This window comes from Leclercia sp. M50, assembly GCF_037150775.1.
Classification (GTDB): Bacteria; Pseudomonadota; Gammaproteobacteria; order Enterobacterales; family Enterobacteriaceae; genus Enterobacter.
In genome coordinates this window covers 1-23,061 of the sequence record NZ_JBBCPK010000037.1, presented here as the reverse complement: position 1 = coordinate 23,061, position 23,061 = coordinate 1, and the positions used below count along the sequence as shown (strand labels likewise).

The following is a 23,061-nucleotide window of genomic DNA, read 5'->3' as shown; positions in this document are numbered from 1 at the left end:
ACTACTACTCTGTCTGACGACTGAGGACGTGCGTCCTCAATAGATTAGTACAGACGAGTACGGCGTGCGTTTTCGCGAGCCAGTTTCTTCGCGTGACGTTTCACAGCAGAAGCTTTAGCGCGCTTACGTTCGGTCGTTGGTTTTTCATAGAACTCACGACGACGAACTTCAGCCAGAACACCTGCTTTCTCGCATGAACGCTTGAAGCGACGCAGTGCTACGTCGAACGGCTCGTTTTCACGTACTTTAATTACCGGCATGTAACTCTCACCTTTATAAATTCGGTTTGCCGCTGGCATCAACGCCAGCTTATTTCAAAATGGTGCGGAATTTTACTGCAATTGCTGCTGCTTTGTAAAGCACCGCGGCCGTTTTTGAAAGGGGACTTTTATAAGGGTGAGGAGTATACACGAAGTGAACTCCAGGGGTGAGGAAAGTTTTACATCAACCCGCCCAGGCTCTACACTGCGCGGTATCTGAGTGAGGTAAAACAAGTCATGCGTGTACTGGGTATTGAAACATCCTGCGATGAAACCGGCATCGCGATCTACGACGATGAAAAAGGGCTGGTCGCCAACCAATTGTATAGTCAGGTAAAATTGCATGCCGACTACGGTGGCGTCGTGCCAGAACTGGCCTCTCGCGACCATGTGCGTAAAACGGTGCCCCTGATCCAGGCGGCGCTGAAAGAGGCTGGCTTTACGGCAAAAGATATTGACGCTGTGGCCTACACGGCGGGTCCGGGTCTGGTGGGGGCGCTGCTGGTGGGCGCCACTATCGGACGTTCGCTGGCGTTCGCGTGGGATGTTCCGGCTATCGCGGTTCACCATATGGAAGGGCATCTGCTGGCGCCGATGCTGGAAGAGAATCCCCCTGAATTTCCGTTTGTGGCGCTGCTGGTTTCCGGCGGTCATACGCAATTGATCAGCGTCACCGGTATTGGCCAGTACGAACTGCTGGGCGAGTCCATTGACGATGCGGCGGGTGAAGCGTTCGACAAAACCGCCAAGCTGCTGGGGCTCGATTACCCTGGCGGCCCGATGCTGTCGAAAATGGCCTCGCAGGGCACCGAAGGGCGCTTTGTCTTCCCGCGGCCAATGACCGACCGTCCGGGTCTGGATTTCAGCTTCTCCGGTCTGAAGACCTTTGCCGCCAATACCATCCGGAATAATGACGACGACGAGCAGACACGCGCTGACATCGCCCGCGCCTTTGAAGATGCGGTGGTGGATACTTTAATGATCAAGTGCAAACGCGCGCTGGATCAGACCGGCTTTAAGCGCCTGGTGATGGCGGGGGGCGTTAGCGCCAACCGCACGCTGCGCGCGAAGCTCGCTGAGATGATGCAAAAACGCCGCGGTGAAGTCTTCTATGCCCGCCCGGAATTTTGTACCGATAACGGGGCGATGATCGCCTATGCCGGTATGGTGCGTCTGAAATCGAACGCCACGGCGGATCTCAGCGTCTCCGTGCGCCCGCGCTGGCCACTGTCCGAACTGCCTGCGGCCTGATCTTTCACCCGGCCCGGATGTTAAAAGGTAATATCAAACATCCGGGTGCGGGCCAGCAGGCAGTAGAGCTGGCAGTCATTTTTCACCCGCAGCTTCTCCATCGCCCGAATTTTATGCGCGCTCACGGTCTTAATGCTCAGGTGCATGCGGCGCGAGATATCCGTCAGGCTCCCTCCTTTACAAAGTAAACGCAGCACGTCCACTTCTCTGGCGGAGAGCGTCTCCGCGGCCGGCTTTTCACCGGGGAAGAGCAGCTCCAGCAGCGCCGGTTCGACGTAGACGTCGTCATTCATTAAGCAGGTGAGCGCGTCGCGAAGGGTTTTCGCGTTTATATTGTGGCTAACGTACCCCTTTGCTCCTGTCTCAATGGCCAGACGGAGAAGCTGCGGATTTTTGTAGCGGGCCAGCAGAAGTATTTTGAGCCCCGGAAAACGCTGGCGCAGGCCTTTTACCAGCGCCAGCCCCTCCATACGGCTTAGCGGATCGGCGCTGTGGGCGCCGTTAAGCGTGTAGCCCAGCAGCAGGATATCGGGAAGCTCTCGGGTCAGCGTTTTCAGCAGATCGGATGTCGACTCCGTTTCATCGTTGATTGCAATCGCTGCGCCAGCGCTATTCATGTCGTCGATCATCGCCCGGACGCCCCGGCGAATCAGCGGGTGCTCATCGGCAATGGTTAAATTTAATCGCATCGTAATTCTCCAGCATTGAACGCTGAGACGATAACGGCCAGCGTATTTATAAAACCAATTTTAACCCCCGCGAGAGCGTATTAATTATCCTTTGGAAGATATTTTTAATATTAGAAATGTCTTGCGCTATGGCGGCTGGTATTATTCGCCTGAGTGCCTGTTGTTTTCGCGTTATGCATATTATTTTGGTTATTTTTACTCTGCGTTGCGGTTGACATTTTCGCGTTCAAAAAAGATCGGGAAACTAATACACGTAGAGACAGTTCTTATTTATTAGAAGAAGGCTCTTATTGGCTGGATGATGATTTTCTTTCATTGTGAAAAAAGGGATTTCACATAAATAAATGTCATTAAGGAACGTTGGCAAAAATGAAAAAAAGAATTTTATCGTTACTGATCTGTGCGATCGTCTCCAGCACCGCCTGGGCCGATACCTTACCTCAGGCCACCCTGGCGGAGGAGGGCGTTGCCTACGATGCGATCATTGTTAAGCTGAAACCGTCGACAGACGCGGGCGCCCAGCCTTCGCTGACCCTGAGCGACCCTTCACTGGCAGCCACCGCCATGTATCCCGCCGATAAAAATACCACCGAAATGGCGGCGATAAATAAGCGCTACGGCTTCGATCGCTATTTGCGTATTAATCTGCCGGGCGATAAGAACCAGGATAAGAACTACATCAACAGCATTATTAGCGAGCTGGAACATAATCAAAATATTGAAGCGGTCTATCCGGAATCACTTCCCGTTTCGCTGGAAGAGGAGCAGGGAGAGAACAGCGCCGTCAGACCTGGCTTAAGAGCATCCAGCGGCAGCCTCGGTGCGGTTTCAGTGCCGGATTTTCGCCATCTCCAGGATTATTTAAAAGCGCCGGATGAAAAGCGCGCGGGCTATTTTATGGGCGGGGTTAACCGCGACAGTGTCAACCTTTATAAAGGCAATGAGGGGGAAGATATTACCCTTGTCTCTTCAGAAAACTGCGCCTGGAACCCGCAACATGTCAATTTACCGCCCATCGCGTTCAGCCAGGGCAGTGCCACCAGCACCAGTGCCACCTGCTCTGAGCGGGAACATGGAACAGCCTCCATGGGTATTCTGGCCGGGCGGGATATCGGGGCCGGGGTGCGTGGGCTGAGCTGGAAGAGCAAGGTGGGCTATGCCGGTTGGCCTTCAAGCAATCTGTATAAGCTGATCCCTCAGCTCAAAGCCGGGGACGTGGTGTCGCTGAACATGCAGACCTACGGCGGTGAAGTGGCCGGTACCTGTCAAAAAAACTGCTACATACCGATTGAAAACGATCAGAGCTACTTCAATGTTATCAAAGCCCTGACTGACAAAGGGGTGTTTGTCGTCACCGCCGCAGGCAACGGCAATATCAACCTGGATGCGCCGGGCTTTAACGGCAAGTGGGATACCAACGTTCGCGATTCCGGGGCGATTATCGTCGGCGCGCTTTGTGCCAAAGATGGTAAACGCGCCCACTTCAGTACTTACGGCAAGCGCGTCACCAGCTCCTCCTGGGGCTGCAACGATGTCACCACCACCGGTTACGGCCCGCTTTATAACGCCCCTAACGCCAACTATACCAGCAGCTTCAACGGCACCTCATCCGCAACGCCCATCGTGGCGGGCGTGGTGGCCAGCCTGTCTGGGATCGCCAAAGCGCATGGGATCACCGTGACGCCGCTACAGATGCGTCAAATCCTCCAGGAGACCGGAACACCGGCCGCCAGCGGCACCGGGCAGACCATCGGCACCCAGCCGGATATGGCGCGGGCGGCGGCCAAAATATTGGCCCTGAAGGATGGGGGCGATACCCTGCCGGCGCCGACGGCAGCAGCGGGCGCGGATTACAGCATGGAGTCACCCACGTCGGGGGTGAAAACCTGGCCGCTGGACGGCAGCCAAAGCCTCAATGCAAAATCGTATAACTGGAGCGTGACCAAAGGCGCTGGCACCTTCTTTGTGCAGCAGAACCTGAACGGTACCCTGAGCAGCAGCGTGAACAGCGCCCATGCCTACGCGGTGATCCCGGCGAATACCGAGGGCGATGCGGTCTTTACCCTGACCACCACCGGCGCGGACGGCCGCACAGCGCAGGACAGCATGACTATTAAGGTCAGCAAGCCGGCCATCCCGGCGCAGGACGAGACCCCGGCCCAGGACGAGACCCCGGCCCAGGACGAGACCCCGGCCCAGGACGAGACCCCGGCCCAGGACGAAACCCCGGCCCAGGATGAAACTCCGGCCCAGGATGAAACCCCAGCCAAAGAGACCGTTCCGGCCTATAACCCAAAAATTGCCTATCCGGTGAAATGCACCAAAGTGTCCCACAACGGTAAAATCTGGTTTAACCAGTGGTACGTCAACCCGGGCCAGGAAGAGCCGGGCAAAGGCTTCAGCAATTGGGGCGTATGGCGTGAAGAGGGGGCGTCGAACAACACCTGTAAATGATCGGCAAGCCTGGCGTCACGCCAGGCTTTTTTTAGACCTTCAGCATGCCTTTCTCTTCCAGAAACGCGATGATGTTTGCCAGCCCGTCACCCGCTTTCAGGTTAGTAAAGGTCCACGGACGCTCGCCGCGCATGCGGTTGGTGTCGCGCTCCATCACCTCCAGCGAGGCCCCCACGTAAGGGGCGAGATCGGTTTTATTGATCACCAGAAAATCGGATTTGGTGATCCCCGGCCCGCCTTTGCGCGGGATCTTCTCCCCTTCCGCCACGTCGATCACGTAGATCGTCAGATCTGCCAGCTCCGGGCTGAAGGTGGCGCTCAGGTTGTCGCCGCCGCTCTCGACAAAGATCAGATCCAGGTTGCCGAACTTCTCGCTCAGGGCTTCTACCGCCGCCAGGTTCATCGAGGCATCTTCACGAATGGCGGTGTGCGGACAGCCGCCGGTCTCCACCCCCACAATGCGCTCCGGCTCCAGCGCGCCCGCCTCGGTGAGGATGCGCTGATCCTCTTTGGTGTAGATATCGTTGGTGACGACGGCCAGGTGATAGGTGTCGCGCATCGCTTTACACAGCGCTTCCAGCAGGGCGGTTTTACCCGACCCCACCGGGCCGCCCACGCCCACGCGCAGGGGGTGTTTGTACTCAGACATAGAGACTCCTCAGGAACGGAATAATCGTGAATATTGGGTTTCGTGGCGCGCCGAGGCGATGGCCGACAGCGGCGTGGCGGCCCCCAGTTCGTCATCGCAAAGCAACAGCGCCTGCGCCAGCCCGTCGGTAAAGCGATCGCAGAGTTCGATGATCAACAGCTGGGCCGCCTGCTGCCCAAAGGGCACCAGCTTGACGCCCGCCATTACCGCGCTCTCGATCCAGCTGTAGCCAAGACTCAGCGCCATCTCGCGCAGGCCGATGCCCCAGTGCACACCGAGCCACGCCATACCGCATAGCTGGCTTTGCGGGAACAGCGCCAGCCAGTCAGGTGGGCAATCCGCCTCCCAGCTTTTGATCAGCCGGGTAAACGCCGCCCCGCGGTTGCGCTCCTCTTCCCGCAGCTCGCGGGTCTCCCGGCAGGCCAGCAGGTACGCCGTCCAGTGCGCGGCGCTCGCCAGATCCTGCTGTTCACAGGCGCGGTACAGGCGGGAAAAGAGCGGCAGATCGACGCGGAAAAAGCCTTGCTCCATCTGCTGACACTGCCAGGCTTTGAATGCCGCCGGGGTAGTGACCCAGCCCGCTTCCACCGCCCACTCCAGCCCCTGCGACCAGGTAAAAGAGCCCACCGGCAGACTGCTGCTGGCGAGTTGCATCAGGCGCAACCACTGGCGGGACGGCTCCATCAGCTCATCAGCGCCAGCAGGGCAGAGGCGATCAGCCCGCCGCCGAGGGTTTTACGCAGCCCGTCGTGACGGCGCAGCAGCAGGCCTGCCGCAAAGCTTGCGCACAGCACCGCGGCGCTGGCGAGCATAAAGCCGCTGGTAAACAGCCAGAAGCTGTGGCCTGCCATCTCCACCCCGTGCGCCCAGCCGTGGAACATCGCCAGCGCGGGCACCGCCAGCAGCAGGCGGTTTTCGGTTTTGAACATCATGGCACCACACACCGCCAGCGAGGCGATAATCAGCATCTCCATGCCGCTAAAGCCCCCCAGCAGGCTGCCTGCAATCGCCCCGGTGAGCATCATGCCGAGAGTGGCAAAGGGCATCAGCAGCCTGCGGCCGCTCAGGGCGGCAAGCACGCCTGCGCCGGTCAACATCAGCAGATGATCAAGCCCGGTCAGGGGATGGAAAAAGCCCGCCTGAAAGCTGTCGCTGCCGTGTCCCGGATGGGCCAGCGCGGGCAGGGAGAAGGCCAGCAGAAGCAGGGGTAACAACTTACGCATAATTAATCCTTAATGTGAATGAGCGTGAGAGTGGGAGTGCCCTTCGCTGGCATAAGCGCCCGCTTCCGGTTCAAAGGGCAGGGTGGCGAAAGTGACGTCCAGGCCCAACAGGTGCAGCATTTCATCCAGCACGTGATCGTGGTGATAGCGCAATTCGCCGGGCATGACCTGCAGCGGGACGTGGCGGTTGCCCAGGTGATAACAGGCGCGGGCCAGCAGGAACGGGTCCGCGCAGTGCACCACCGACAGCGGCTCGGGGGCGGCAATGACCTCCACCACTTCATGACCATCGTCACTGGCAAGCAGGTCGCCGCCCCGCAGCAACAGACCGCGGGGCAACATCAGCCCGGCGTCACGGCCATCGTTAAGCACTACGCGGGCGCGGCTCTTTACCCGCACATCAATGGGCAGCGTGACGTGTGCGGTAACGGGATGGGGATGATCAAGGCGTTGGGTTAAGGTGATCATGAGTCCTCCTCAGAACAGGAAATAGCGTTGCGCCATCGGCAGAACCTCTGCCGGTGCGCTGGTAATCAACTCCCCGTCAATGCGCACCTCATAGGTTTGCGCATCGACGGTAATGTTCGGCTGCAGGCCGTTGTGGATCATGTCGGCCTTCTTCACCGTCCGGCAGCCTTTGACTACCGCAGTGGCGCTCTGCAGGTTCAGCTGCTGCGAAATGTTGTTATCGGCGGCAGCCTGCGAGAGAAAGGTCAGACGGGTGGCGTGGCGGGCGGCGCCCAGCGCGCCAAACATGGGCCGGTAATGCACCGGCTGCGGCGTGGGGATCGAGGCGTTGATGTCCCCCATCGGCGCGCAGGCGATCATCCCGCCTTTGACGATGGTGGCTGGCTTGACGCCAAAGAAGGCGGGGGACCAGACCACCAGGTCCGCCAGTTTCCCCGCCTCAACCGACCCGACCTCATGGGCGATGCCGTGGGTCAGCGCCGGGTTGATGGTGTACTTGGCGATATAGCGTTTTACGCGCAGGTTGTCGTTATCGCCCGACTCCTCCGCCAGCGGGCCGCGCTGTATCTTCATGCGGTGCGCCACCTGCCAGGTGCGGACGATCACCTCTCCCACCCGGCCCATCGCCTGTGAATCGGACGAGGTGAGCGAGAAGGCGCCAATATCGTGCAGCACATCTTCTGCCGCAATGGTCTCCCGGCGAATACGCGATTCGGCAAAGGCCACATCCTCGGCGATATCCGGGTCGAGGTGGTGGCAGACCATCAGCATGTCCAGGTGTTCGTCGATGGTATTCACCGTGTAGGGCAGCGTGGGGTTGGTAGAGGAGGGCAGAATGTTAGGGTGCGCGCAGGCGGTGATGATATCCGGCGCATGGCCGCCGCCCGCCCCCTCGGTGTGGAAGGTGTGGATGGTGCGCCCGGCGATGGCCGCCAGGGTGTCCTCGACAAACCCGCCCTCGTTAAGGGTGTCGCTGTGCAGCGCCACCTGGATATCCATCTCATCCGCCACCGTCAGGGCGCAGTCGATCGCCGCAGGGGTGGAACCCCAGTCCTCATGAATTTTCAGGCCAATCGCACCCGCGGCAACCTGCTCGCGCAGGGCATCCGGGTTGGAGCCGTTGCCTTTACCCAGCAGGCCGACATTCACCGGCAGCGTGTCGACCGCCTGCAACATGCGGGCGATATACCACGGCCCTGGCGTGCAGGTGGTGGCGTTGGTTCCTGCGGCCGGTCCGGTACCGCCGCCAATCATGGTGGTGACGCCGGAGACCAGCGCCTCTTCCGCCTGCTGCGGACAGATCCAGTGGATATGGGTATCGACCCCGCCTGCGGTGACGATCTTCCCTTCGGCGGCGATCACCTCGGTGGCCGCGCCAATGGGGATGGTTACGCCGGGCTGAATGTCCGGGTTACCCGCTTTGCCGATGGCGAAGATCCTGCCCTCCTTCACGCCGATATCGGCTTTGACGATCCCCCAGTGATCGACGATCAGCGCGTTGGTCAGCACCAGATCCACGCAGTCCTGTGCCAGCATCTGCCCCTGGCCCATGCCGTCGCGGATCACTTTTCCGCCGCCAAATTTGACCTCTTCGCCGTAGGTAGTCAGATCGTTTTCCACCTCGATCCAGAGCTCGGTATCGGCGAGACGGACTTTATCCCCGGTGGTGGGGCCGAACATGTCGGCATACGCCTGACGTGAAATCTCAGCCATGGTTGACCTCACCCATCACCTCGCCACGAAAGCCCACAATACGCTGCGCGCCTGCCACCTGTACCAGCGTGACGGCGCGCTTCTGCCCCGGTTCAAAGCGCACGGCGGTACCGGCGGCAATGTTCAGCCGGTAGCCTCGGGTCGCCTCACGATCGAACTTAAGCGCCGGGTTCACCTCAAAAAAATGGTAGTGGGATCCGACCTGGATCGGGCGGTCGCCGTGGTTCTCGACGATCACCGTCCGGGTATCGCGATCCGCGTTAATGACGATCTGGCCGGGTTGTATCTGATATTCCCCTGGGATCATGTTGCCCCCTTACAGGATCGGATTGTGAACGGTGACGAGCTTGGAGCCGTCCGGGAAGGTGGCCTCCACCTGAATGTCCGGGATCATCTCCGGTACGCCCTCCATCACCTGGGCGCGGGTCAGGACATGGCGGCCCGCTTCCATTAATTCCGCAACCGTCTGCCCATCGCGCGCCCCTTCCATAATGAAGGCGCTGATCAGGGCCACCGATTCCGGGTAATTGAGTTTTACGCCACGGGCGAGACGACGCTCGGCGACCAGCGCGGCGGTAAACAGCAACAGCTTGTCTTTTTCTCTGGGGGTCAGTTCCATCGTGCTTCTCTCAGGTGTGCCAGATTCGGGGCGAACAGGGGGCTTTGGCGGTAAGCTGCGGACGCAGGCGCTGCCAGATCTCACGCATCGCCTGCTGGCAAATCAGGTTGTCGTGCGCGAGGAAGCGCACCGACAGCAGGCCGTCGGTGAGGGTCGCGCCAGCGAAATGCTCCAGCGGTGCCAGGGCTTCGCGGGCCTCCTCCAGCTGTGTTTCGCTCGCCGGGTAAAACAGCAGGGTGCCGATCCACGGATGTTCCGCCACGGGGGTCAGATCGCCGTCGGCCAGGTGCTGGCGCTCGATTAACAGCGGCTCACCCTCAAGCCAGACTTCGAGACGGCTCTCAATACGACCGTGGCTGAAGGGCTCATTAATCACCGGGCGGCCCAGGCAAAACAGCTCCCAGGCCAGCAGCGTACTGCTGCGCTGCAGATGGAACACCGAGCGCAGGGCGGCCTGTGCCCCGGGAAAGAAAAGGGTGTCCTGCGGCAGCCACTCCAGCATGGCGTTCTCGTCCAGCGTGAAGTGCTGATCCAGCCGCGCCAGGGCGCCGTTGCTGCGATAGAACTTGCTGGCGCCGGGCATGGTGATCAGCGCGTGGCTATGGGCCGCAAGATGAACGGTAATCGCCAGCTCATCCCCGCCGACAATCCCGCCTGGGGGATGCAGCAGATAGAGGTGGCAGGTTTCACCTTCGGGATAAAAGGGGCGCTGCACGGTGAGTGGCCCGACGTGGCGGGCAGAGTGGAGGAGGGTTTTCTCAGGCGAGTGGGAAAAGTGCAGGGCAAGGGATGCCTGCCAGCCTTTTACTGTTTTTTCATGCGCCTGAGTTGCTGACATGCTTTATCCATCTGCTCGCCGTCGGGTTTTTTTAGTATGCCCTGGCGGAAATGAAGGCTGTCATATGAGTCGCTTATGGATGGGGGGGTTGCTAAGCGCCCACTTATTTTCTGGAATGGTGGAATTGTTCCGTTCACTATGACTTCTCTGCGTTATGTACGCCCCGCTGCGGTGAACGTGTTAAGGGGGCTGCCGCCGCCCCCTTAACAATCCCGGCTCCCGGCAAAGAAAATCGCCGCTTCGCGGTCCCTTCGGCTTATTCCCTCCGGCTAACGGGTCGGGCGTGATCCTACATCCATGTAGGTCACGCCCTCTCGGCGCATCCCTGCGCCTCGCCCCGGCCTGCGGTCAACGCCTCAGCGATTTTCAGCCGGACTCACGCTCCCTCAGCCTTCGCTGCGGCCTGAATGAAACAGAACGTCATTTCTCTGCAAATTTTTTTATTGCCGGAATGTAGCACGGGTGTTGAGTCCCCGCTGAAATCGGCGAACCGGAGACCGGATGACAAGGGCTGGACGCCAGGGATGGCGGCCAGAGGCGAATCGAGACAGGATGTCGAGTTGAGCCGACCGCAGGCAGCAGGTCGTGAGGTGAGCGCAGTGCGAAGCACCGATTTCGTCGCGGGGCCGCGGGGATTGATAAGGGGGCCGCGGTGGCCCCCTTATCACGTTCACGGGTTCCGGAACGTCATATTCTGTTGGTCGTAAAGTGAACGGAACTATTCCACTAAACTCAATATAAGCTACCGCGTCTCTTTCTTCTTCCGCTTCAACCGCGCCCAGATCTTCGTCTCCTGATGCCGCCACAACCGCTGAATATTGTCATGGTGACGCAACAGGATCAGACAAGAGAGCATCGACACCGGAAAGGTAAACTGCGGCTTAAACCACCAGACATAAAATGGTGCAATCAGCGCGCTCACAATGGCGCCAAGCGAAGAGTAGCCGCTCAGCAACACGCTGAGCAGCCAGGTGCCGGCCATCACGCCGGTCAGATCCCAGCCAATGGGGGCAATGGCGCCAAACGCGGTGGCGACGCCTTTTCCACCTTTAAAACCAAAGAAAACCGGCCAGATATGGCCCAGACAGGCGGCAATGGCAATCAGCCCCAGCCAGAACGGCGTGACGCCCAGTGCATACGCGCCCCAGACGGGAAGCATTCCTTTCAGAACGTCAAAAATCAGAACCGCTACGGCTGCTCCTTTGCCGCCAATTCGTAGTACATTGGTCGCTCCCGGATTCCCGGAGCCGCTCTCGCGTGGGTCAGGCAACCCGGCGATACGGCAGACCAGAATGGCGCTGGAAATTGAGCCGCAAAGGTAGGCGAGGAGGATCATTCCAGGCGCGATTGCACTCATAACGCTGTTCCGTTTTGAAAATGTCGTTTTGTACTTAGCATCTGTGGATAATACGCATAATTCGCCGGGAGTGGTATCCGGTTTAGCCAAAAACCAGGCAGGTCGTGATGGATATAGTATTTATAGAGCAACTTTCGGTAATCACCACTATCGGGGTGTATGACTGGGAGCAGACCATCGAGCAGAAACTCGTGTTCGATATCGAAATGGGCTGGGATAATCTCGCCGCGGCAAAAAGCGACGATGTGAACGACTGTCTGAGCTATGCCGACGTGAGTGACGCGGTCATCAGTCACGTGGAAGGCCAGCGTTTTGCGCTGGTGGAGCGCGTGGCGGAAGAAGTCGCGGAGCTGCTGCTCAGCCGCTTCAACTCCCCATGGGTGCGTATCAAAGTCAGCAAGCCGGGGGCGGTTGCGCGGGCGGCCAATGTGGGCGTCATTATCGAACGTAGCCAAAATCTGAAAGGAAACATTTAAAGGTATAATAGTTAAACCAATTCCTGTTAAATCAGTCTTAGAGCTGTTCCTTTTACGGTTACCCCCTGGGTAGCCCTTTTTTCTGTCTTTTAGGGGTTAATTGATGAGCGATATGCACTCCCTGCTGGTGGCAGCAATACTGGGTGTGGTCGAAGGATTGACAGAGTTTTTGCCGGTTTCCAGTACAGGCCATATGATCATTGTCGGCCATCTGCTGGGGTTCGAAGGCGAAACGGCGAAAACCTTTGAGGTAGTGATCCAGTTAGGATCCATTCTGGCGGTGGTGGTGATGTTCTGGCGTCGCCTGTTCGGCCTGATTGGCATCCACTTTGGTCATCCGCCGCATGAAGGCACAGGTAAAGGGCGTTTAACGCTGCTGCACATTCTGCTCGGGATGATTCCGGCGGTAGTGCTGGGTCTGTTACTCCACGACACCATCAAGTCGCTGTTTAACCCGATTAACGTCATGTATGCCCTGGTGGTCGGCGGTATCCTTCTAATTGCCGCCGAGCTGCTGAAGCCGAAAGAGCCCCGCGCGGCGGGTCTGGACGACATGACCTACCGTCAGGCGTTTATGATTGGCTGCTTCCAGTGTCTGGCACTGTGGCCGGGCTTCTCTCGCTCCGGGGCGACGATTTCAGGCGGGATGCTGATGGGCGTGAGCCGCTATGCGGCCTCTGAGTTCTCATTCCTGCTGGCGGTGCCGATGATGATGGGCGCCACGGTGCTCGATCTCTACAAGAGCTATCACTTCCTGACCGCGGGCGACATCCCGATGTTTGCCGTGGGCTTTGTCACCGCCTTTATCGTGGCGCTGATCGCCATCAAAACCTTCCTGCAACTGATCAAGCACATCTCGTTTATCCCGTTCGCCATCTATCGCTTTATCGTGGCGGCCGCGGTATACGTGGTCTTCTTCTGATTGCCCGCCCTCAGTCTTTCGGCTGAGGGCAATGCTGTTCCTTCCAGGCTGCGACGGCCCGGATCCGCCGTTTCGTTAACTCTTCCCGGATTTCTGCTCCTTTAAATCCAGCTTCGACGACCGCTTTTGTCGGCACCGCTTTCGCCACTTCCCAGGCTTCACGCAGCAACCGCCCCTGCGGATAATCGTTGGCTTCAAACCCGGTACGCCCGCGCACGTCGGCTTCGCTGGTTAAGGCGATCTGCTCCACGCGCTGCGGTTTGCGCCAGGCGTCAATACTGTCGAACAGCTTGATGATGGTGGCCGGTTTAAGGATCGGGAAGGTGTGGATCAGGTCGTGGAACTCGGCAACCAGCTTCGCCAGATCGCGGATCTCGTTAGGGACCCGCATCCGCTGGCAGACGCGTTCAACCAGCCGCACGCCCGCCGGACCGTGGCCGTGGTGGCGCGGCCAGAGTTCGGGCGGCGTTAACCCCTTCCCGAGGTCGTGACAGAGCGTGGCAAAGCGGACGTCTACCTCCGGGCTCAGCATCGCCGCCATGCTCAGGGTCATCAGGGTATGGATGCCGGTATCGATTTCCGGGTGCCACTTCGCCGGGGCCGGCACGCCAAACAGGGCGTCCACTTCCGGGAACAGTACCTTCAGCGCCCCGCAGTCGCGCAGCACCTGGAAGTAAACCTGTGGATTACGCGTGGTGAGCGCATTCTCGGTCTCTTTCCACACGCGTTCGGGGGTAAGGTGTTCCAGCTCGCCCGCTCTGGTCATGGCGGCCATCAGCGCCATCGTTTCATCGGCGATGCGAAAACTCAGGTGGGCATAGCGGGCCGCAAAACGCGCCACGCGCAGCACGCGGAGCGGATCTTCAGAGAAGGCGGGGGAAACATGGCGCAGAATGCGGTTCTGCAGATCCGACTGGCCGCCATAGGCATCAATGATATGGCCGTGTTCATCCTGGGCGAGGGCGTTAATGGTCAGATCGCGGCGCTGCAAATCCTCTTCAAGGGTGACGTCCGGGGCGGCATGACAGGTGAAGCCAGTATAACCGACGCCGGATTTGCGCTCGGTACGCGCCAGCGCGTACTCGTGGCGGCTTTGCGGATGCAGGAAGACAGGAAAATCGCGGCCTACCTGCTGGTAGCCCGCATCGAGCATCTCCTGAGGTGTGGCGCCTACCACCACCCAGTCTTTATCTTTGACCGGCAGACCTAAAAACGCATCACGAACCGCACCACCGACCAGATAAATCTTCACGCCACACTCTCCCGTATTAAAAATGGCAATAATACGTAAGTGTGGCAGAGATAGCGATTTAGTTCATCCAGCGGTCTTTACGCTTACGGCTCGGTACCAGATGCGGCAGCACCAGACCCAGCAGCAGACCCATACCCAGCACGCCGCCGCCATACATAAACCACTGCATAATAATGGTGCGCTGTTTGTCATCCAGCTGCAGGTTGGCTGCGCTCACCTTTTTCTGGGCGACGATCAGCTCGTTCTTCAGCTTCTGGTTTTCGTCTTTGAGACCGTTGATCACCCCGTCGCTCTGCGCCACTTTCTGCTGCATTTCAGCCGTGCGCTGGTTCCAGGTGGCGTCGATATTGGTCAGTTTGTCGGTCAGGGTTTTGACCTGGTTTTCCAGATCCGGCACGCGGGTGCGCAGGCTTGGGCTGGTGCTAAGCTCTTTCAACGGGATCCAGGCGGTACGGCCGCTGCTGTCGCGCACCTGGCCATAGTTAGAGTCGGCATTGCTCTGTAACAGCACCACTTCCTCGCCGGCATTAATCGTACCCACGAGGCGATAATTGTCACCCGGACCACTACGTACCCAGGTATTCAGTTCGTCAGAAACGTAGCGTTTCTCTTCAGCGTGAACCGCTGTTGCGGCGCTAAAAGCAAGTAATGTCAGTCCGATTAGGCGTAATTTAAGCATCAGGCAGTCGTTATTTTCGTAAAAAGTGGAACGATAGTAGTGGTAACGGCTTCTCCACGCAAAGGATTCGTCAGCATTCGGAATCCTCCGTGTAGGGTTTGCCACTTTAACAAACTTTACGCCCGTCAAATTGCTCATTGCGTGGCAATCTGGCGCAAAATACTATCTACTGACAAAAAAGTGGCGAGTAAGTTCGCCTAAATTTACCCCGCAGTGCTGCAATCAAAAGAACAAGGCCATGGCTCAGGAAATCGAATTAAAGTTTATCGTTGAAAATGAGAGCGTCGACGCGCTGAAAAACCATCTGCACCAGCTGACAGCTGAACATCACGAGCCGGTGCAACTGCTCAACATCTATTACGAAACTCAGGACCTGTGGCTGCGTCGCCATGACAGGGGGCTGCGCATCCGCGGCGTTGATGGCCGCTACGAGATGACCATGAAAATTGGTGGTCGCGTGGTGGGCGGTCTGCATCAGCGCCCGGAATACAACATTGATATTGACCAGCCTGCGCTGGATCTGGCGCGCTTTCCGGCGGAAGTGTGGCCGGAAGGCCAACTCCCCGAGGGCCTGGAAGAGAGCGCCAGCCCGCTGTTCAGCACCGATTTCTGGCGTGAAAAGTGGCTGGTGAACGAAGGTAAAAGCCGCATTGAAATTGCCCTCGACCGGGGTGAGGTAAAAGCGGGCGAGTTCCAGGAGCCGATCTGCGAGCTGGAGCTTGAGCTGCTGGAAGGCCACGCCGATGACGTGCTGAAGCTGGCGCGTAAGCTGGTGACCCAGAGCGGTCTGCGTCAGGGGAGCCTGAGCAAAGCCGCCCGCGGCTATCATCTGGCCCAGGGCAATGCCCTGCGCACCCTGAAACCGCTGGAGATTATGCGCGTCGCGCCGAAATCCTCCATCGAGCAGGGATTTGAAGCCTCGCTGGAGCTGGCCCTCAGCCAGTGGCAGTATCACGAGGAGCTGTGGGTCCGCGGTGTGAAAGGGGCGAAAGCCGAGGTACTGGCGGCGATGGCGCTGGTACGTCACAGCCTGACGCTGTTCGGCGGCATTGTGCCACGTAAAGCGAGTGCTCACTTACGCGATCTGCTGACCCAGACCGAAACCCTGATGGCGTCGGATGTCTCTGCCGAGACGGCGGTCTACAGCCCGCAAACCGCCACCGCGAAACTGGCGCTGACCGAGTTTCTGGTGACACGCGGCTGGCGCACCTTCCTCGACGCGAAGGCGCAGAGCAAAATGGCGGATAACTTTAAGCGCTTCGCCGATATTCACCTCTCCCGTCACGCCGCTGAACTGAAAACCACCTTCGCCCATCCGCTGGGGGATCAGTATGGCGATCAGCTGATTCGTCTGGCGCGTAACATCGACAGCATGCTGCTGCTGGCAGGGGCCTATGACGGCCCGGTGGCCCGCGCCTGGCTGGAAAACTGGCAAGGGCTGCTGCATGCCATTAAGACGCGCCAGCACATTGAAATTGAGCATTTCCGTAACGAAGCCATTTCGCAGGAGCCATTCTGGCTGCACAGCGGAAAACGTTAACGCAGGCAAGGAACCCCAATGATGCCGCTTTCTTCACCCTTACAGCAGCAGTGGCAGACGGTATGTGAGCGTCTGCCGGAAACATTACCCGCCTCGTCATTAAGCGAGCAGGCCCGGCAGGTGCTGGCGTTTAGCGACTTTGTGCAGGAGAGCGTTACGGCACATCCTGACTGGCTGACCGGGCTTGAGGCCGCGCCGCCGCAGGCGGACGAGTGGCAGCACTACGCGCAGTGGTTACGCGACGCGCTGGCAGATGTCAGCGATGAAGCCGCGCTGATGCGCGAGCTGCGCCATTTCCGCCGCCGGGTAATGGTGCGCATCGCCTGGGCGCAGGCGCTGATGCTGGTGAGTGAAGAGAGCACGTTGCAGCAGTTGAGTCACCTTGCGGAGACGCTGATCGTCACCGCGCGCGACTGGCTGTACGACGCCTGCTGTCGTGAATGGGGGACGCCATGCAGTGAGGAGGGCACCCCGCAGCCGCTGCTGATTTTAGGGATGGGCAAGCTCGGCGGCGGCGAGCTCAACTTTTCCTCAGACATCGATCTCATCTTCGCCTGGCCGGAGAAGGGTGCCACCCGTGGCGGACGCCGTGAGCTGGACAACGCCCAGTTCTTTACCCGCCTGGGGCAGCGGCTGATTAAGGCCCTGGATCAACCCACCCAGGATGGCTTTGTCTATCGCGTGGATATGCGCCTGCGTCCGTTCGGCGACAGCGGCCCGCTGGTGCTGAGCTTCGCCGCGCTGGAGGACTACTACCAGGAGCAGGGGCGCGACTGGGAGCGCTACGCGATGGTGAAGGCGCGGATCATGGGCGATAACGACGGCGCCTATGCCAGCGAGCTGCGCGCCATGCTGCGCCCGTTCGTGTTCCGCCGCTATATCGATTTCAGCGTCATCCAGTCGCTGCGCAACATGAAAGGGATGATTGCCCGGGAAGTGCGGCGTCGTGGCCTGAAAGACAACATCAAGCTGGGGGCGGGCGGTATCCGGGAGATCGAGTTTATCGTCCAGGTGTTCCAGCTGATCCGCGGCGGGCGCGAGCCGTCGCTGCAATCCCGCTCCCTGCTGCCAACGCTTGCGGCAATTGCACAGCTGAACCTTTTGGCGGAAGGGGATGCGCAGATCCTGCGTGAGGCCTACCTCTTCTTGCGTCGGCTGGAGAACCTGCTGCAGAGCATTAACGACGAACAAACCCAGACCCTGCCGGGGGATGAGCTTAATCGCGCCCGCCTCGCCTGGGGGATGCGCCTTGACGACTGGCAGGCGCTGACCGAGGCGCTGGATGCGCACATGGCCGCGGTGCGGCGGATTTTTAACGACCTGATTGGCGACGATGAGAGCGAATCACAGGATGATGAGCTGTCGGAGCACTGGCGCGAGCTGTGGCAGGATGCGCTGCAGGAGGACGATACTACCCCGGTGCTGGCCCACCTCAGCAATGATGACCGTCACCGGGTGGTGGCGCTGATTGCCGATTTCCGCCTGGAGCTGAACAAGCGCGCCATTGGCCCGCGCGGACGTCAGGTGCTCGATCACCTGATGCCGCACCTGCTCAGCGACGTCTGCTCCCGCGCCGATGCGCCGGTGCCGCTGTCGCGCCTGACCCCGCTGCTCAGCGGGATCATCACCCGCACCACCTATCTGGAGCTGTTAAGCGAGTTCCCGGGCGCGCTTAAGCACCTGATTTCCCTTTGCGCCGCCTCGCCAATGATCGCCAGCAAGCTGGCGCGCTATCCGCTGCTGCTGGACGAGCTGCTCGATCCCAATACCCTTTACCAGCCGACGGCGACCGACGCCTACCGGGACGAGCTGCGCCAGTATCTGCTGCGCGTGCCGGAGGAGGATGAGGAGCAGCAACTGGAGGCGCTGCGTCAATTTAAACAGGCGCAGCTGCTGCGTGTGGCTGCCGCCGATATCGCCGGAACGTTGCCGGTGATGAAAGTGAGCGATCACTTAACCTGGCTGGCGGAGGCGATTATTGATGCCGTTGTCCATCAGGCGTGGGTACAGATGGTGGCGCGTTATGGCCAGCCGAAACACCTGGCCGATCGGGAAGGGCGCGGCTTTGCGGTGGTGGGATATGGCAAACTGGGCGGCTGGGAGCTGGGCTACAGCTCCGATCTGGATCTCATTTTCCTTCACGACTGCCCGGTAGATGTGATGACCGACGGCGAGCGTGAGATCGACGGGCGTCAGTTCTACCTGCGCCTCGCCCAGCGCATCATGCACCTGTTCAGCACCCGCACGTCGTCGGGCATTCTGTATGAAGTGGATGCCCGCCTGCGTCCGTCCGGGGCGGCGGGCATGCTGGTCACCTCCACCGAGTCGTTCGCCGAGTATCAGAAGAACGAAGCCTGGACCTGGGAGCATCAGGCTCTGGTGCGCGCCCGGGTGGTCTATGGCGATCCGCAGCTGAAGGCGCAGTTCGATGCTATCCGGCGCGACGTGCTGACCGCCACGCGTGAAGGCCAGACGCTGCAGACCGAGGTGCGCGAGATGCGTGAAAAAATGCGCGCCCATCTGGGAAATAAACATCGTGATCGCTTTGATATTAAAGCCGACGAAGGCGGTATTACCGACATCGAATTTATCACCCAGTATCTGGTGCTGCGTGACGCCCACGCCAAACCGAAGCTGACCCGCTGGTCGGATAACGTGCGCATTCTGGAACTGCTGGCGCAGAACGACATTATGGATGAGCAGGAGGCGCTGGCGCTCACCCGCGCTTACACCACGCTGCGCGATGAACTGCACCATCTGGCGTTGCAGGAGCAGCCTGGTCATCTGCCGCTCGACTGCTTTAACGCCGAGCGGGAGCTGGTGCGCGCCTGCTGGCAGAAGTGGCTGGTGGAACCGTGCGTAACAAAACAAGTGTGATATTATCGCGCGCAAATTGTGAATCTTTCTGGAGTCAGGAATGAAAGTAACACTGCCAGAGTTTGAACGTGCTGGAGTTATGGTAGTTGGCGATGTGATGCTGGATCGCTACTGGTATGGGCCAACCAGCCGCATTTCCCCGGAAGCCCCGGTCCCGGTGGTGAAGGTGGATACCATTGAAGAGCGTCCTGGCGGCGCGGCAAACGTGGCGATGAACATTGCTTCTCTCGGCGCACATTCGCGTCTGGTCGGTCTGACCGGCATCGACGATGCGGCGCGGGCGCTGAGCAAGACGCTGGCGGATGTGAACGTTAAATGTGATTTCGTTTCTGTTCCAACGCACCCGACCATTACCAAGCTGCGCGTGCTGTCGCGCAATCAGCAGCTGATCCGCCTCGACTTTGAAGAGGGCTTTGAAGGGGTAGATCCGGAGCCGCTGCACGAGCGCATCAACCAGGCCCTGGGCAACATCGGCGCGCTGGTGCTCTCCGACTACGCCAAAGGGGCGCTGGCGAGCGTCCAGCAGATGATTAAGCTGGCCCGCGCTTCCGGTGTGCCGGTGCTGATCGACCCGAAAGGCACCGATTTCGAACGCTATCGCGGCGCGACGCTGCTGACGCCTAACCTCTCCGAGTTTGAAGCGGTGGCGGGCAAATGCAAAACCGAGGATGAGATCGTTGAGCGCGGCATGAAGATCATCGCCGATTTCGATCTCTCCGCGCTGCTGGTGACCCGTTCCGAGCAGGGGATGACCCTGCTGCAACCGGGCAAAGCGCCGCTGCATATGCCAACCCAGGCGCAGGAAGTGTATGACGTCACCGGTGCGGGCGATACGGTGATTGGCGTGCTGGCGGCGACGCTGGCGGCCGGTAATACCCTTGAAGAGGCCTGCTACTTTGCCAACGCTGCCGCAGGCGTGGTGGTCGGCAAGCTGGGGACCTCAACCGTCTCCCCTATCGAACTGGAAAATGCGGTGCGTGGCCGTGCTGATACCGGTTTTGGCGTGATGAGTGAAGAAGAGCTGAAAGTGGCCGTTGCCGCCGCGCGTAAGCGTGGTGAGAAAGTGGTAATGACCAACGGCGTGTTCGACATTCTGCACGCGGGCCATGTCTCCTATCTTGCCAACGCGCGCAAGCTGGGCGACCGCCTGATCGTGGCGGTGAACAGCGATGCCTCCACCAAACGTCTTAAGGGTGAAACCCGTCCGGTGAATCCGCTTGAGCAGCGTATGATTGTGCTTGGCGCGCTGGAAGCGGTGGACTGGGTCGTCTCCTTCGAAGAGGATACCCCGCAGCGCCTGATTGCCGGGATCCTGCCGGACCTGCTGGTGAAAGGCGGTGACTACAAGCCTGAGCAAATCGCGGGCAGCGAAGAGGTCTGGGCCAACGGCGGGGAAGTGATGGTGCTCAATTTTGAGGACGGGTGTTCAACCACCAACATCATCAAAAAGATCCAGAAAGATAGCGAGAAATAAAAAACGGGCCGAAAGGCCCGTTTTTTTGCCGGGTGGCGGCTTCGCCTTACCCGGCCTACGGTAACAGTTGTGAATTATTCCACGTTGTCTACCGGTGGGATCGCCGGGGCCGGTTTCACTTCATCAACAACAACACCGCGGTTTTCCAGCTCGGTGAGGCGCTGCTCCAGCAGGGCAATCTTTTCGCGGGTGCGCAGCAGAACCTGCGTCTGCACGTCAAATTCTTCACGGCTGACCAGATCCAGACGCATCAGCTGCGCCTGCAGCACCTGGCGGATCTTCTTCTCAACATCATCACCAAACTCACGTACGCCTTTTGGCATGGATTCATGGACCTGGCGAGCAAGTTGTTCAATTTTTTTTGGGTCGATCATCATAGTTCCCTTGAAGTAAAGATGTTTAGAACCATTGTAGCGCGTTACGGGGATCCTTAAACCAGAATTGTGTGAAGCTTATGCGTTGCCGAACATTATCATTAGCGTTATAGTTATCCCGCTTATTCTCAGGGCGGGGCGAAATTCCCCACCGGCGGTAAATCAACACCATGTTGAAAGCCCGCGAGCGCTTTGGGTGCATACTCAAAGGTCAGCAGATCCGGTGTAATTCCGGGGCCGACGGTTAAAGTCCGGATGGGAGAGAGTAACGAACCAGTCGGGCGAGGCCCGCTCACGTTATTTTTTTGCCGTACTCCGGCGCTCCTAAGACTGCCCTGATTCTGGTAACCATAATTTTAATGAGGTTTTTTTACCATGAATCAGACGCTCCTTTCCTCTTTCGGTACCTCTACTGACCGTGTTGAGCAGGCGCTTGCTGCGCTTCGCGAAGGCCGCGGCGTGATGGTGCTTGACGATGAAGACCGTGAAAACGAAGGCGATATGATTTTCGCCGCCGAAACCATGACCGTTGAGCAGATGGCGCTGACCATCCGTCACGGCAGCGGTATTGTTTGCCTGTGTATCACCGAAGATCGCCGTAAACAGCTGGAACTGCCTATGATGGTAGAGAACAACACCAGCGCCTTCGGCACCGGTTTTACCGTCACCATCGAAGCCGCCAGCGGCGTGACCACCGGTGTCTCTGCCGCTGACCGCGTCACCACCGTGCGTGCCGCCATTGCCGACGGTGCAAAACCTTCTGACCTGAACCGTCCGGGCCATGTCTTCCCGCTGCGCGCGCAGCCGGGCGGCGTGTTGACTCGCGGCGGCCACACCGAAGCCACTATCGATCTGGTAACGCTGGCCGGTTTCAAACCCGCCGGTGTCCTGTGTGAACTGACCAATGATGATGGCTCTATGGCCCGCGCGCCGGAGTGCATTGACTTCGCGGTGAAACACAACATGGCTGTGGTCACCATTGAAGATCTGGTGGCGTATCGCCAGGCGCACGAGCGCAAAGCCAGCTGATAACGCAGCATAAAAAACGCCGGGTTAACCCGGCGTTTTTTTTACCCTATTCCTGCCGTCTGGAGCAGCACCAGACTGAGCCCCATTACCGACATCCCGCACAGCACGCCGTAGCTGGGATTGTTATTGGGATCGATCTCTTTGGCGAGCGGCATCAGCTCATCCACCGACAGCGCCACCATAATCCCTGCCACTGCCGCCATAATCGCCGCCATCACCACCGGCGAGATCAGGCTGCCGAGGATCAGCCACGCCAGTACGCCGCCTGCAATCTCCGCCATGCCGGAAATACCCGCCCAGAAGACCGCTTTACGTTTTGAACCGGTGGCCGCATAGACCGGGCCTGCGACCGCCAGCCCCTCCGGGATATTGTGCAACGCCACCGCCAGCGCAATACCGAATCCTAACTCCAGGTTGTTACTGGCGGTCACATAGGTCGCAACGCCTTCCGGGAAGTTGTGCAGGCTGATGCCCAGGGTCAGCAGCAGCGCAGTACGTCGCAGGTTGCGGGGCAGCGGCTGACTCCCTTTCTGCATCAGATCCTGCGGGTGCGCGTGGGGCAGCATTCTGTCCAGCGCAAAGTAGCCCAGCAGGCCAAAAACAAACATCCCGTAGCCGAGCACCGGCGACATCCCTTCGGTGCCGAGTGCCGCGGGCAACATCTCCATCAGGGAGATGAGCAACATGATCCCGGCGGCAAAGCCGAGCGAAAATGCCAGCACGCGGTTCGAGGGCTTCTGGCCCAGCACGCCGAGCAGGGCGCCGATAAAGGTGGCGGCGCCTGCGAGAATCGTCAGAATCAGAGATGGATCCGTACATCAACGTCGATCCAGGTACCATGAGCCCGATCCAACACGGGGAAGTGTTCGTTACTGAAGACGGCGCTGAAACCGACCTGGACCTGGGTCACTACGAGC

24 protein-coding genes and 1 riboswitch are annotated in these 23,061 nt (G+C 59.2%); of the genes, 9 read left to right on the top strand and 15 right to left on the bottom strand.

Annotated elements, in window-relative coordinates; genetic code table 11:
* Nucleotides 1-44: 44 nt before the first annotated feature.
* Complete coding sequence (gene rpsU / locus WFM46_RS11160; protein WP_001144069.1) at nt 45-260, bottom strand: 30S ribosomal protein S21; 216 nt, start codon at nt 258-260, stop codon at nt 45-47.
* A gap of 237 nt (nt 261-497) precedes the next feature.
* On the opposite strand from rpsU, the gene tsaD reads away from it, so the two are divergent.
* The gene (gene tsaD, locus WFM46_RS11155) at nt 498-1,511 is read left to right on the top strand and encodes a tRNA (adenosine(37)-N6)-threonylcarbamoyltransferase complex transferase subunit TsaD (RefSeq protein WP_103177013.1); all 1,014 of its coding nucleotides are present in this window, start codon (nt 498-500) and stop codon (nt 1,509-1,511) included.
* Nucleotides 1,512-1,531: 20 nt separating this feature from the next.
* On the opposite strand, the gene WFM46_RS11150 is transcribed toward tsaD, so the two are convergent.
* Nucleotides 1,532-2,200: a response regulator transcription factor gene (locus WFM46_RS11150; protein ID WP_103177012.1), complete on the bottom strand. Its 669-nt coding sequence runs from the start codon at nt 2,198-2,200 to the stop codon at nt 1,532-1,534.
* Nucleotides 2,201-2,569: 369 nt separating this feature from the next.
* Here WFM46_RS11150 and WFM46_RS11145 point away from each other — a divergent pair, with 369 nt between their 5' ends.
* Nucleotides 2,570-4,654, top strand: coding sequence for a S8 family peptidase (locus WFM46_RS11145; RefSeq protein WP_336997634.1), 2,085 nt, complete (start codon nt 2,570-2,572; stop codon nt 4,652-4,654).
* Between the two features lie 31 nt (nt 4,655-4,685).
* Here WFM46_RS11145 and ureG read toward each other — a convergent pair whose 3' ends face one another.
* The 9 genes from ureG to plsY all read right to left on the bottom strand — a co-directional run bounded on the left by ureG (nt 4,686) and on the right by plsY (nt 11,521).
* The gene (gene ureG / locus WFM46_RS11140; RefSeq protein ID WP_103177010.1) at nt 4,686-5,303 is read right to left on the bottom strand and encodes an urease accessory protein UreG; all 618 of its coding nucleotides are present in this window, start codon (nt 5,301-5,303) and stop codon (nt 4,686-4,688) included.
* Between the two features lie 9 nt (nt 5,304-5,312).
* Nucleotides 5,313-5,987, bottom strand: coding sequence for an urease accessory protein UreF (locus tag WFM46_RS11135; RefSeq protein WP_336997633.1), 675 nt, complete (start codon nt 5,985-5,987; stop codon nt 5,313-5,315).
* Nucleotides 5,987-6,526, bottom strand: a complete 540-nt coding sequence (locus WFM46_RS11130; protein ID WP_103177008.1) for a HupE/UreJ family protein — start codon at nt 6,524-6,526, stop codon at nt 5,987-5,989. Before WFM46_RS11130 ends, WFM46_RS11135 begins: the two co-directional genes overlap by 1 nt.
* Nucleotides 6,527-6,535: 9 nt before the next feature.
* Nucleotides 6,536-6,994 (bottom strand): urease accessory protein UreE, encoded by a 459-nt coding sequence (ureE, locus tag WFM46_RS11125; RefSeq protein ID WP_103177007.1) that lies wholly within the window; start codon nt 6,992-6,994, stop codon nt 6,536-6,538.
* A gap of 9 nt (nt 6,995-7,003) precedes the next feature.
* Nucleotides 7,004-8,707: an urease subunit alpha gene (gene ureC / locus WFM46_RS11120; RefSeq protein WP_336997632.1), complete on the bottom strand. Its 1,704-nt coding sequence runs from the start codon at nt 8,705-8,707 to the stop codon at nt 7,004-7,006.
* Nucleotides 8,700-9,014, bottom strand: a complete 315-nt coding sequence (locus WFM46_RS11115; protein WP_336997631.1) for an urease subunit beta — start codon at nt 9,012-9,014, stop codon at nt 8,700-8,702. The genes ureC and WFM46_RS11115 overlap by 8 nt, the downstream gene beginning before the upstream one ends.
* Nucleotides 9,015-9,023: 9 nt before the next feature.
* Nucleotides 9,024-9,326 (bottom strand): urease subunit gamma, encoded by a 303-nt coding sequence (locus WFM46_RS11110; RefSeq protein WP_039031754.1) that lies wholly within the window; start codon nt 9,324-9,326, stop codon nt 9,024-9,026.
* Between the two features lie 10 nt (nt 9,327-9,336).
* Entirely contained in the window at nt 9,337-10,164 is an 828-nt protein-coding gene (locus tag WFM46_RS11105) for an urease accessory protein UreD (RefSeq protein WP_180210925.1), read from the bottom strand.
* A gap of 742 nt (nt 10,165-10,906) precedes the next feature.
* Nucleotides 10,907-11,521, bottom strand: a complete 615-nt coding sequence (gene plsY / locus WFM46_RS11100; RefSeq protein WP_114316766.1) for a glycerol-3-phosphate 1-O-acyltransferase PlsY — start codon at nt 11,519-11,521, stop codon at nt 10,907-10,909.
* Between the two features lie 107 nt (nt 11,522-11,628).
* On the opposite strand from plsY, the gene folB reads away from it, so the two are divergent.
* Nucleotides 11,629-11,997, top strand: coding sequence for a bifunctional dihydroneopterin aldolase/7,8-dihydroneopterin epimerase (gene folB / locus WFM46_RS11095; protein ID WP_103177002.1), 369 nt, complete (start codon nt 11,629-11,631; stop codon nt 11,995-11,997).
* Nucleotides 11,998-12,100: 103 nt separating this feature from the next.
* Nucleotides 12,101-12,919, top strand: coding sequence for an undecaprenyl-diphosphate phosphatase (gene bacA / locus WFM46_RS11090; RefSeq protein ID WP_336997630.1), 819 nt, complete (start codon nt 12,101-12,103; stop codon nt 12,917-12,919).
* Between the two features lie 10 nt (nt 12,920-12,929).
* On the opposite strand, the gene WFM46_RS11085 is transcribed toward bacA, so the two are convergent.
* Nucleotides 12,930-14,171, bottom strand: a complete 1,242-nt coding sequence (locus tag WFM46_RS11085) for a multifunctional CCA addition/repair protein (RefSeq protein WP_336997629.1) — start codon at nt 14,169-14,171, stop codon at nt 12,930-12,932.
* Between the two features lie 58 nt (nt 14,172-14,229).
* The gene (locus WFM46_RS11080; protein ID WP_103176999.1) at nt 14,230-14,850 is read right to left on the bottom strand and encodes a TIGR04211 family SH3 domain-containing protein; all 621 of its coding nucleotides are present in this window, start codon (nt 14,848-14,850) and stop codon (nt 14,230-14,232) included.
* A 238-nt stretch (nt 14,851-15,088) separates the two neighbouring features.
* Between WFM46_RS11080 and WFM46_RS11075 the strand changes: the two genes are divergently transcribed.
* The 3 genes from WFM46_RS11075 to hldE are packed head-to-tail and all read left to right on the top strand — an operon-like array spanning nt 15,089 to nt 20,741.
* The gene (locus WFM46_RS11075) at nt 15,089-16,390 is read left to right on the top strand and encodes a CYTH domain-containing protein (RefSeq protein WP_336997628.1); all 1,302 of its coding nucleotides are present in this window, start codon (nt 15,089-15,091) and stop codon (nt 16,388-16,390) included.
* A gap of 18 nt (nt 16,391-16,408) precedes the next feature.
* A complete protein-coding gene (gene glnE / locus WFM46_RS11070) occupies nt 16,409-19,267 on the top strand; it encodes a bifunctional [glutamate--ammonia ligase]-adenylyl-L-tyrosine phosphorylase/[glutamate--ammonia-ligase] adenylyltransferase (protein WP_336997627.1) in 2,859 nt (952 codons plus the stop codon).
* Nucleotides 19,268-19,307: 40 nt separating this feature from the next.
* The gene (hldE, locus tag WFM46_RS11065; protein ID WP_103176996.1) at nt 19,308-20,741 is read left to right on the top strand and encodes a bifunctional D-glycero-beta-D-manno-heptose-7-phosphate kinase/D-glycero-beta-D-manno-heptose 1-phosphate adenylyltransferase HldE; all 1,434 of its coding nucleotides are present in this window, start codon (nt 19,308-19,310) and stop codon (nt 20,739-20,741) included.
* A 74-nt stretch (nt 20,742-20,815) separates the two neighbouring features.
* Here hldE and ubiK read toward each other — a convergent pair whose 3' ends face one another.
* Nucleotides 20,816-21,115, bottom strand: coding sequence for a ubiquinone biosynthesis accessory factor UbiK (gene ubiK / locus WFM46_RS11060; protein WP_103176995.1), 300 nt, complete (start codon nt 21,113-21,115; stop codon nt 20,816-20,818).
* Between the two features lie 120 nt (nt 21,116-21,235).
* Nucleotides 21,236-21,386: riboswitch (FMN riboswitch) on the top strand.
* Between the two features lie 104 nt (nt 21,387-21,490).
* Between ubiK and ribB the strand changes: the two genes are divergently transcribed.
* Nucleotides 21,491-22,144, top strand: coding sequence for a 3,4-dihydroxy-2-butanone-4-phosphate synthase (gene ribB / locus WFM46_RS11055; protein WP_103176994.1), 654 nt, complete (start codon nt 21,491-21,493; stop codon nt 22,142-22,144).
* A 41-nt stretch (nt 22,145-22,185) separates the two neighbouring features.
* Here ribB and zupT read toward each other — a convergent pair whose 3' ends face one another.
* Entirely contained in the window at nt 22,186-22,947 is a 762-nt protein-coding gene (zupT, locus tag WFM46_RS11050) for a zinc transporter ZupT (RefSeq protein ID WP_336997638.1), read from the bottom strand.
* Between the two features lie 2 nt (nt 22,948-22,949).
* Between zupT and WFM46_RS11045 the strand changes: the two genes are divergently transcribed.
* Nucleotides 22,950-23,061, top strand: a 112-nt coding sequence (locus WFM46_RS11045) for a hypothetical protein (RefSeq protein ID WP_336997637.1), incomplete at its 3' end; no start/stop codon positions are given.

What these genes read in the sequence shown, in the direction of transcription:
- WFM46_RS11105 (WP_180210925.1), bottom strand. Translation starts at nt 10,164, where the DNA reads ATGTCAGCAACTCAGGCGCATGAAAAAACAGTAAAAGGCTGGCAGGCA.
- ubiK (WP_103176995.1), bottom strand. Translation starts at nt 21,115, where the DNA reads ATGATCGACCCAAAAAAAATTGAACAACTTGCTCGCCAGGTCCATGAA.
- WFM46_RS11135 (WP_336997633.1), bottom strand. Translation starts at nt 5,987, where the DNA reads ATGGAGCCGTCCCGCCAGTGGTTGCGCCTGATGCAACTCGCCAGCAGC.
- WFM46_RS11110 (WP_039031754.1), bottom strand. Translation starts at nt 9,326, where the DNA reads ATGGAACTGACCCCCAGAGAAAAAGACAAGCTGTTGCTGTTTACCGCC.
- rpsU (WP_001144069.1), bottom strand. Translation starts at nt 260, where the DNA reads ATGCCGGTAATTAAAGTACGTGAAAACGAGCCGTTCGACGTAGCACTG.
- WFM46_RS11145 (WP_336997634.1), top strand. Translation starts at nt 2,570, where the DNA reads ATGAAAAAAAGAATTTTATCGTTACTGATCTGTGCGATCGTCTCCAGC.
- ureC (WP_336997632.1), bottom strand. Translation starts at nt 8,707, where the DNA reads ATGGCTGAGATTTCACGTCAGGCGTATGCCGACATGTTCGGCCCCACC.
- WFM46_RS11115 (WP_336997631.1), bottom strand. Translation starts at nt 9,014, where the DNA reads ATGATCCCAGGGGAATATCAGATACAACCCGGCCAGATCGTCATTAAC.
- ureG (WP_103177010.1), bottom strand. Translation starts at nt 5,303, where the DNA reads ATGTCTGAGTACAAACACCCCCTGCGCGTGGGCGTGGGCGGCCCGGTG.
- ribB (WP_103176994.1), top strand. Translation starts at nt 21,491, where the DNA reads ATGAATCAGACGCTCCTTTCCTCTTTCGGTACCTCTACTGACCGTGTT.
- folB (WP_103177002.1), top strand. Translation starts at nt 11,629, where the DNA reads ATGGATATAGTATTTATAGAGCAACTTTCGGTAATCACCACTATCGGG.
- ureE (WP_103177007.1), bottom strand. Translation starts at nt 6,994, where the DNA reads ATGATCACCTTAACCCAACGCCTTGATCATCCCCATCCCGTTACCGCA.
- WFM46_RS11080 (WP_103176999.1), bottom strand. Translation starts at nt 14,850, where the DNA reads ATGCTTAAATTACGCCTAATCGGACTGACATTACTTGCTTTTAGCGCC.
- plsY (WP_114316766.1), bottom strand. Translation starts at nt 11,521, where the DNA reads ATGAGTGCAATCGCGCCTGGAATGATCCTCCTCGCCTACCTTTGCGGC.
- WFM46_RS11075 (WP_336997628.1), top strand. Translation starts at nt 15,089, where the DNA reads ATGGCTCAGGAAATCGAATTAAAGTTTATCGTTGAAAATGAGAGCGTC.
- hldE (WP_103176996.1), top strand. Translation starts at nt 19,308, where the DNA reads ATGAAAGTAACACTGCCAGAGTTTGAACGTGCTGGAGTTATGGTAGTT.
- tsaD (WP_103177013.1), top strand. Translation starts at nt 498, where the DNA reads ATGCGTGTACTGGGTATTGAAACATCCTGCGATGAAACCGGCATCGCG.
- WFM46_RS11150 (WP_103177012.1), bottom strand. Translation starts at nt 2,200, where the DNA reads ATGCGATTAAATTTAACCATTGCCGATGAGCACCCGCTGATTCGCCGG.
- glnE (WP_336997627.1), top strand. Translation starts at nt 16,409, where the DNA reads ATGATGCCGCTTTCTTCACCCTTACAGCAGCAGTGGCAGACGGTATGT.
- bacA (WP_336997630.1), top strand. Translation starts at nt 12,101, where the DNA reads ATGAGCGATATGCACTCCCTGCTGGTGGCAGCAATACTGGGTGTGGTC.
- WFM46_RS11130 (WP_103177008.1), bottom strand. Translation starts at nt 6,526, where the DNA reads ATGCGTAAGTTGTTACCCCTGCTTCTGCTGGCCTTCTCCCTGCCCGCG.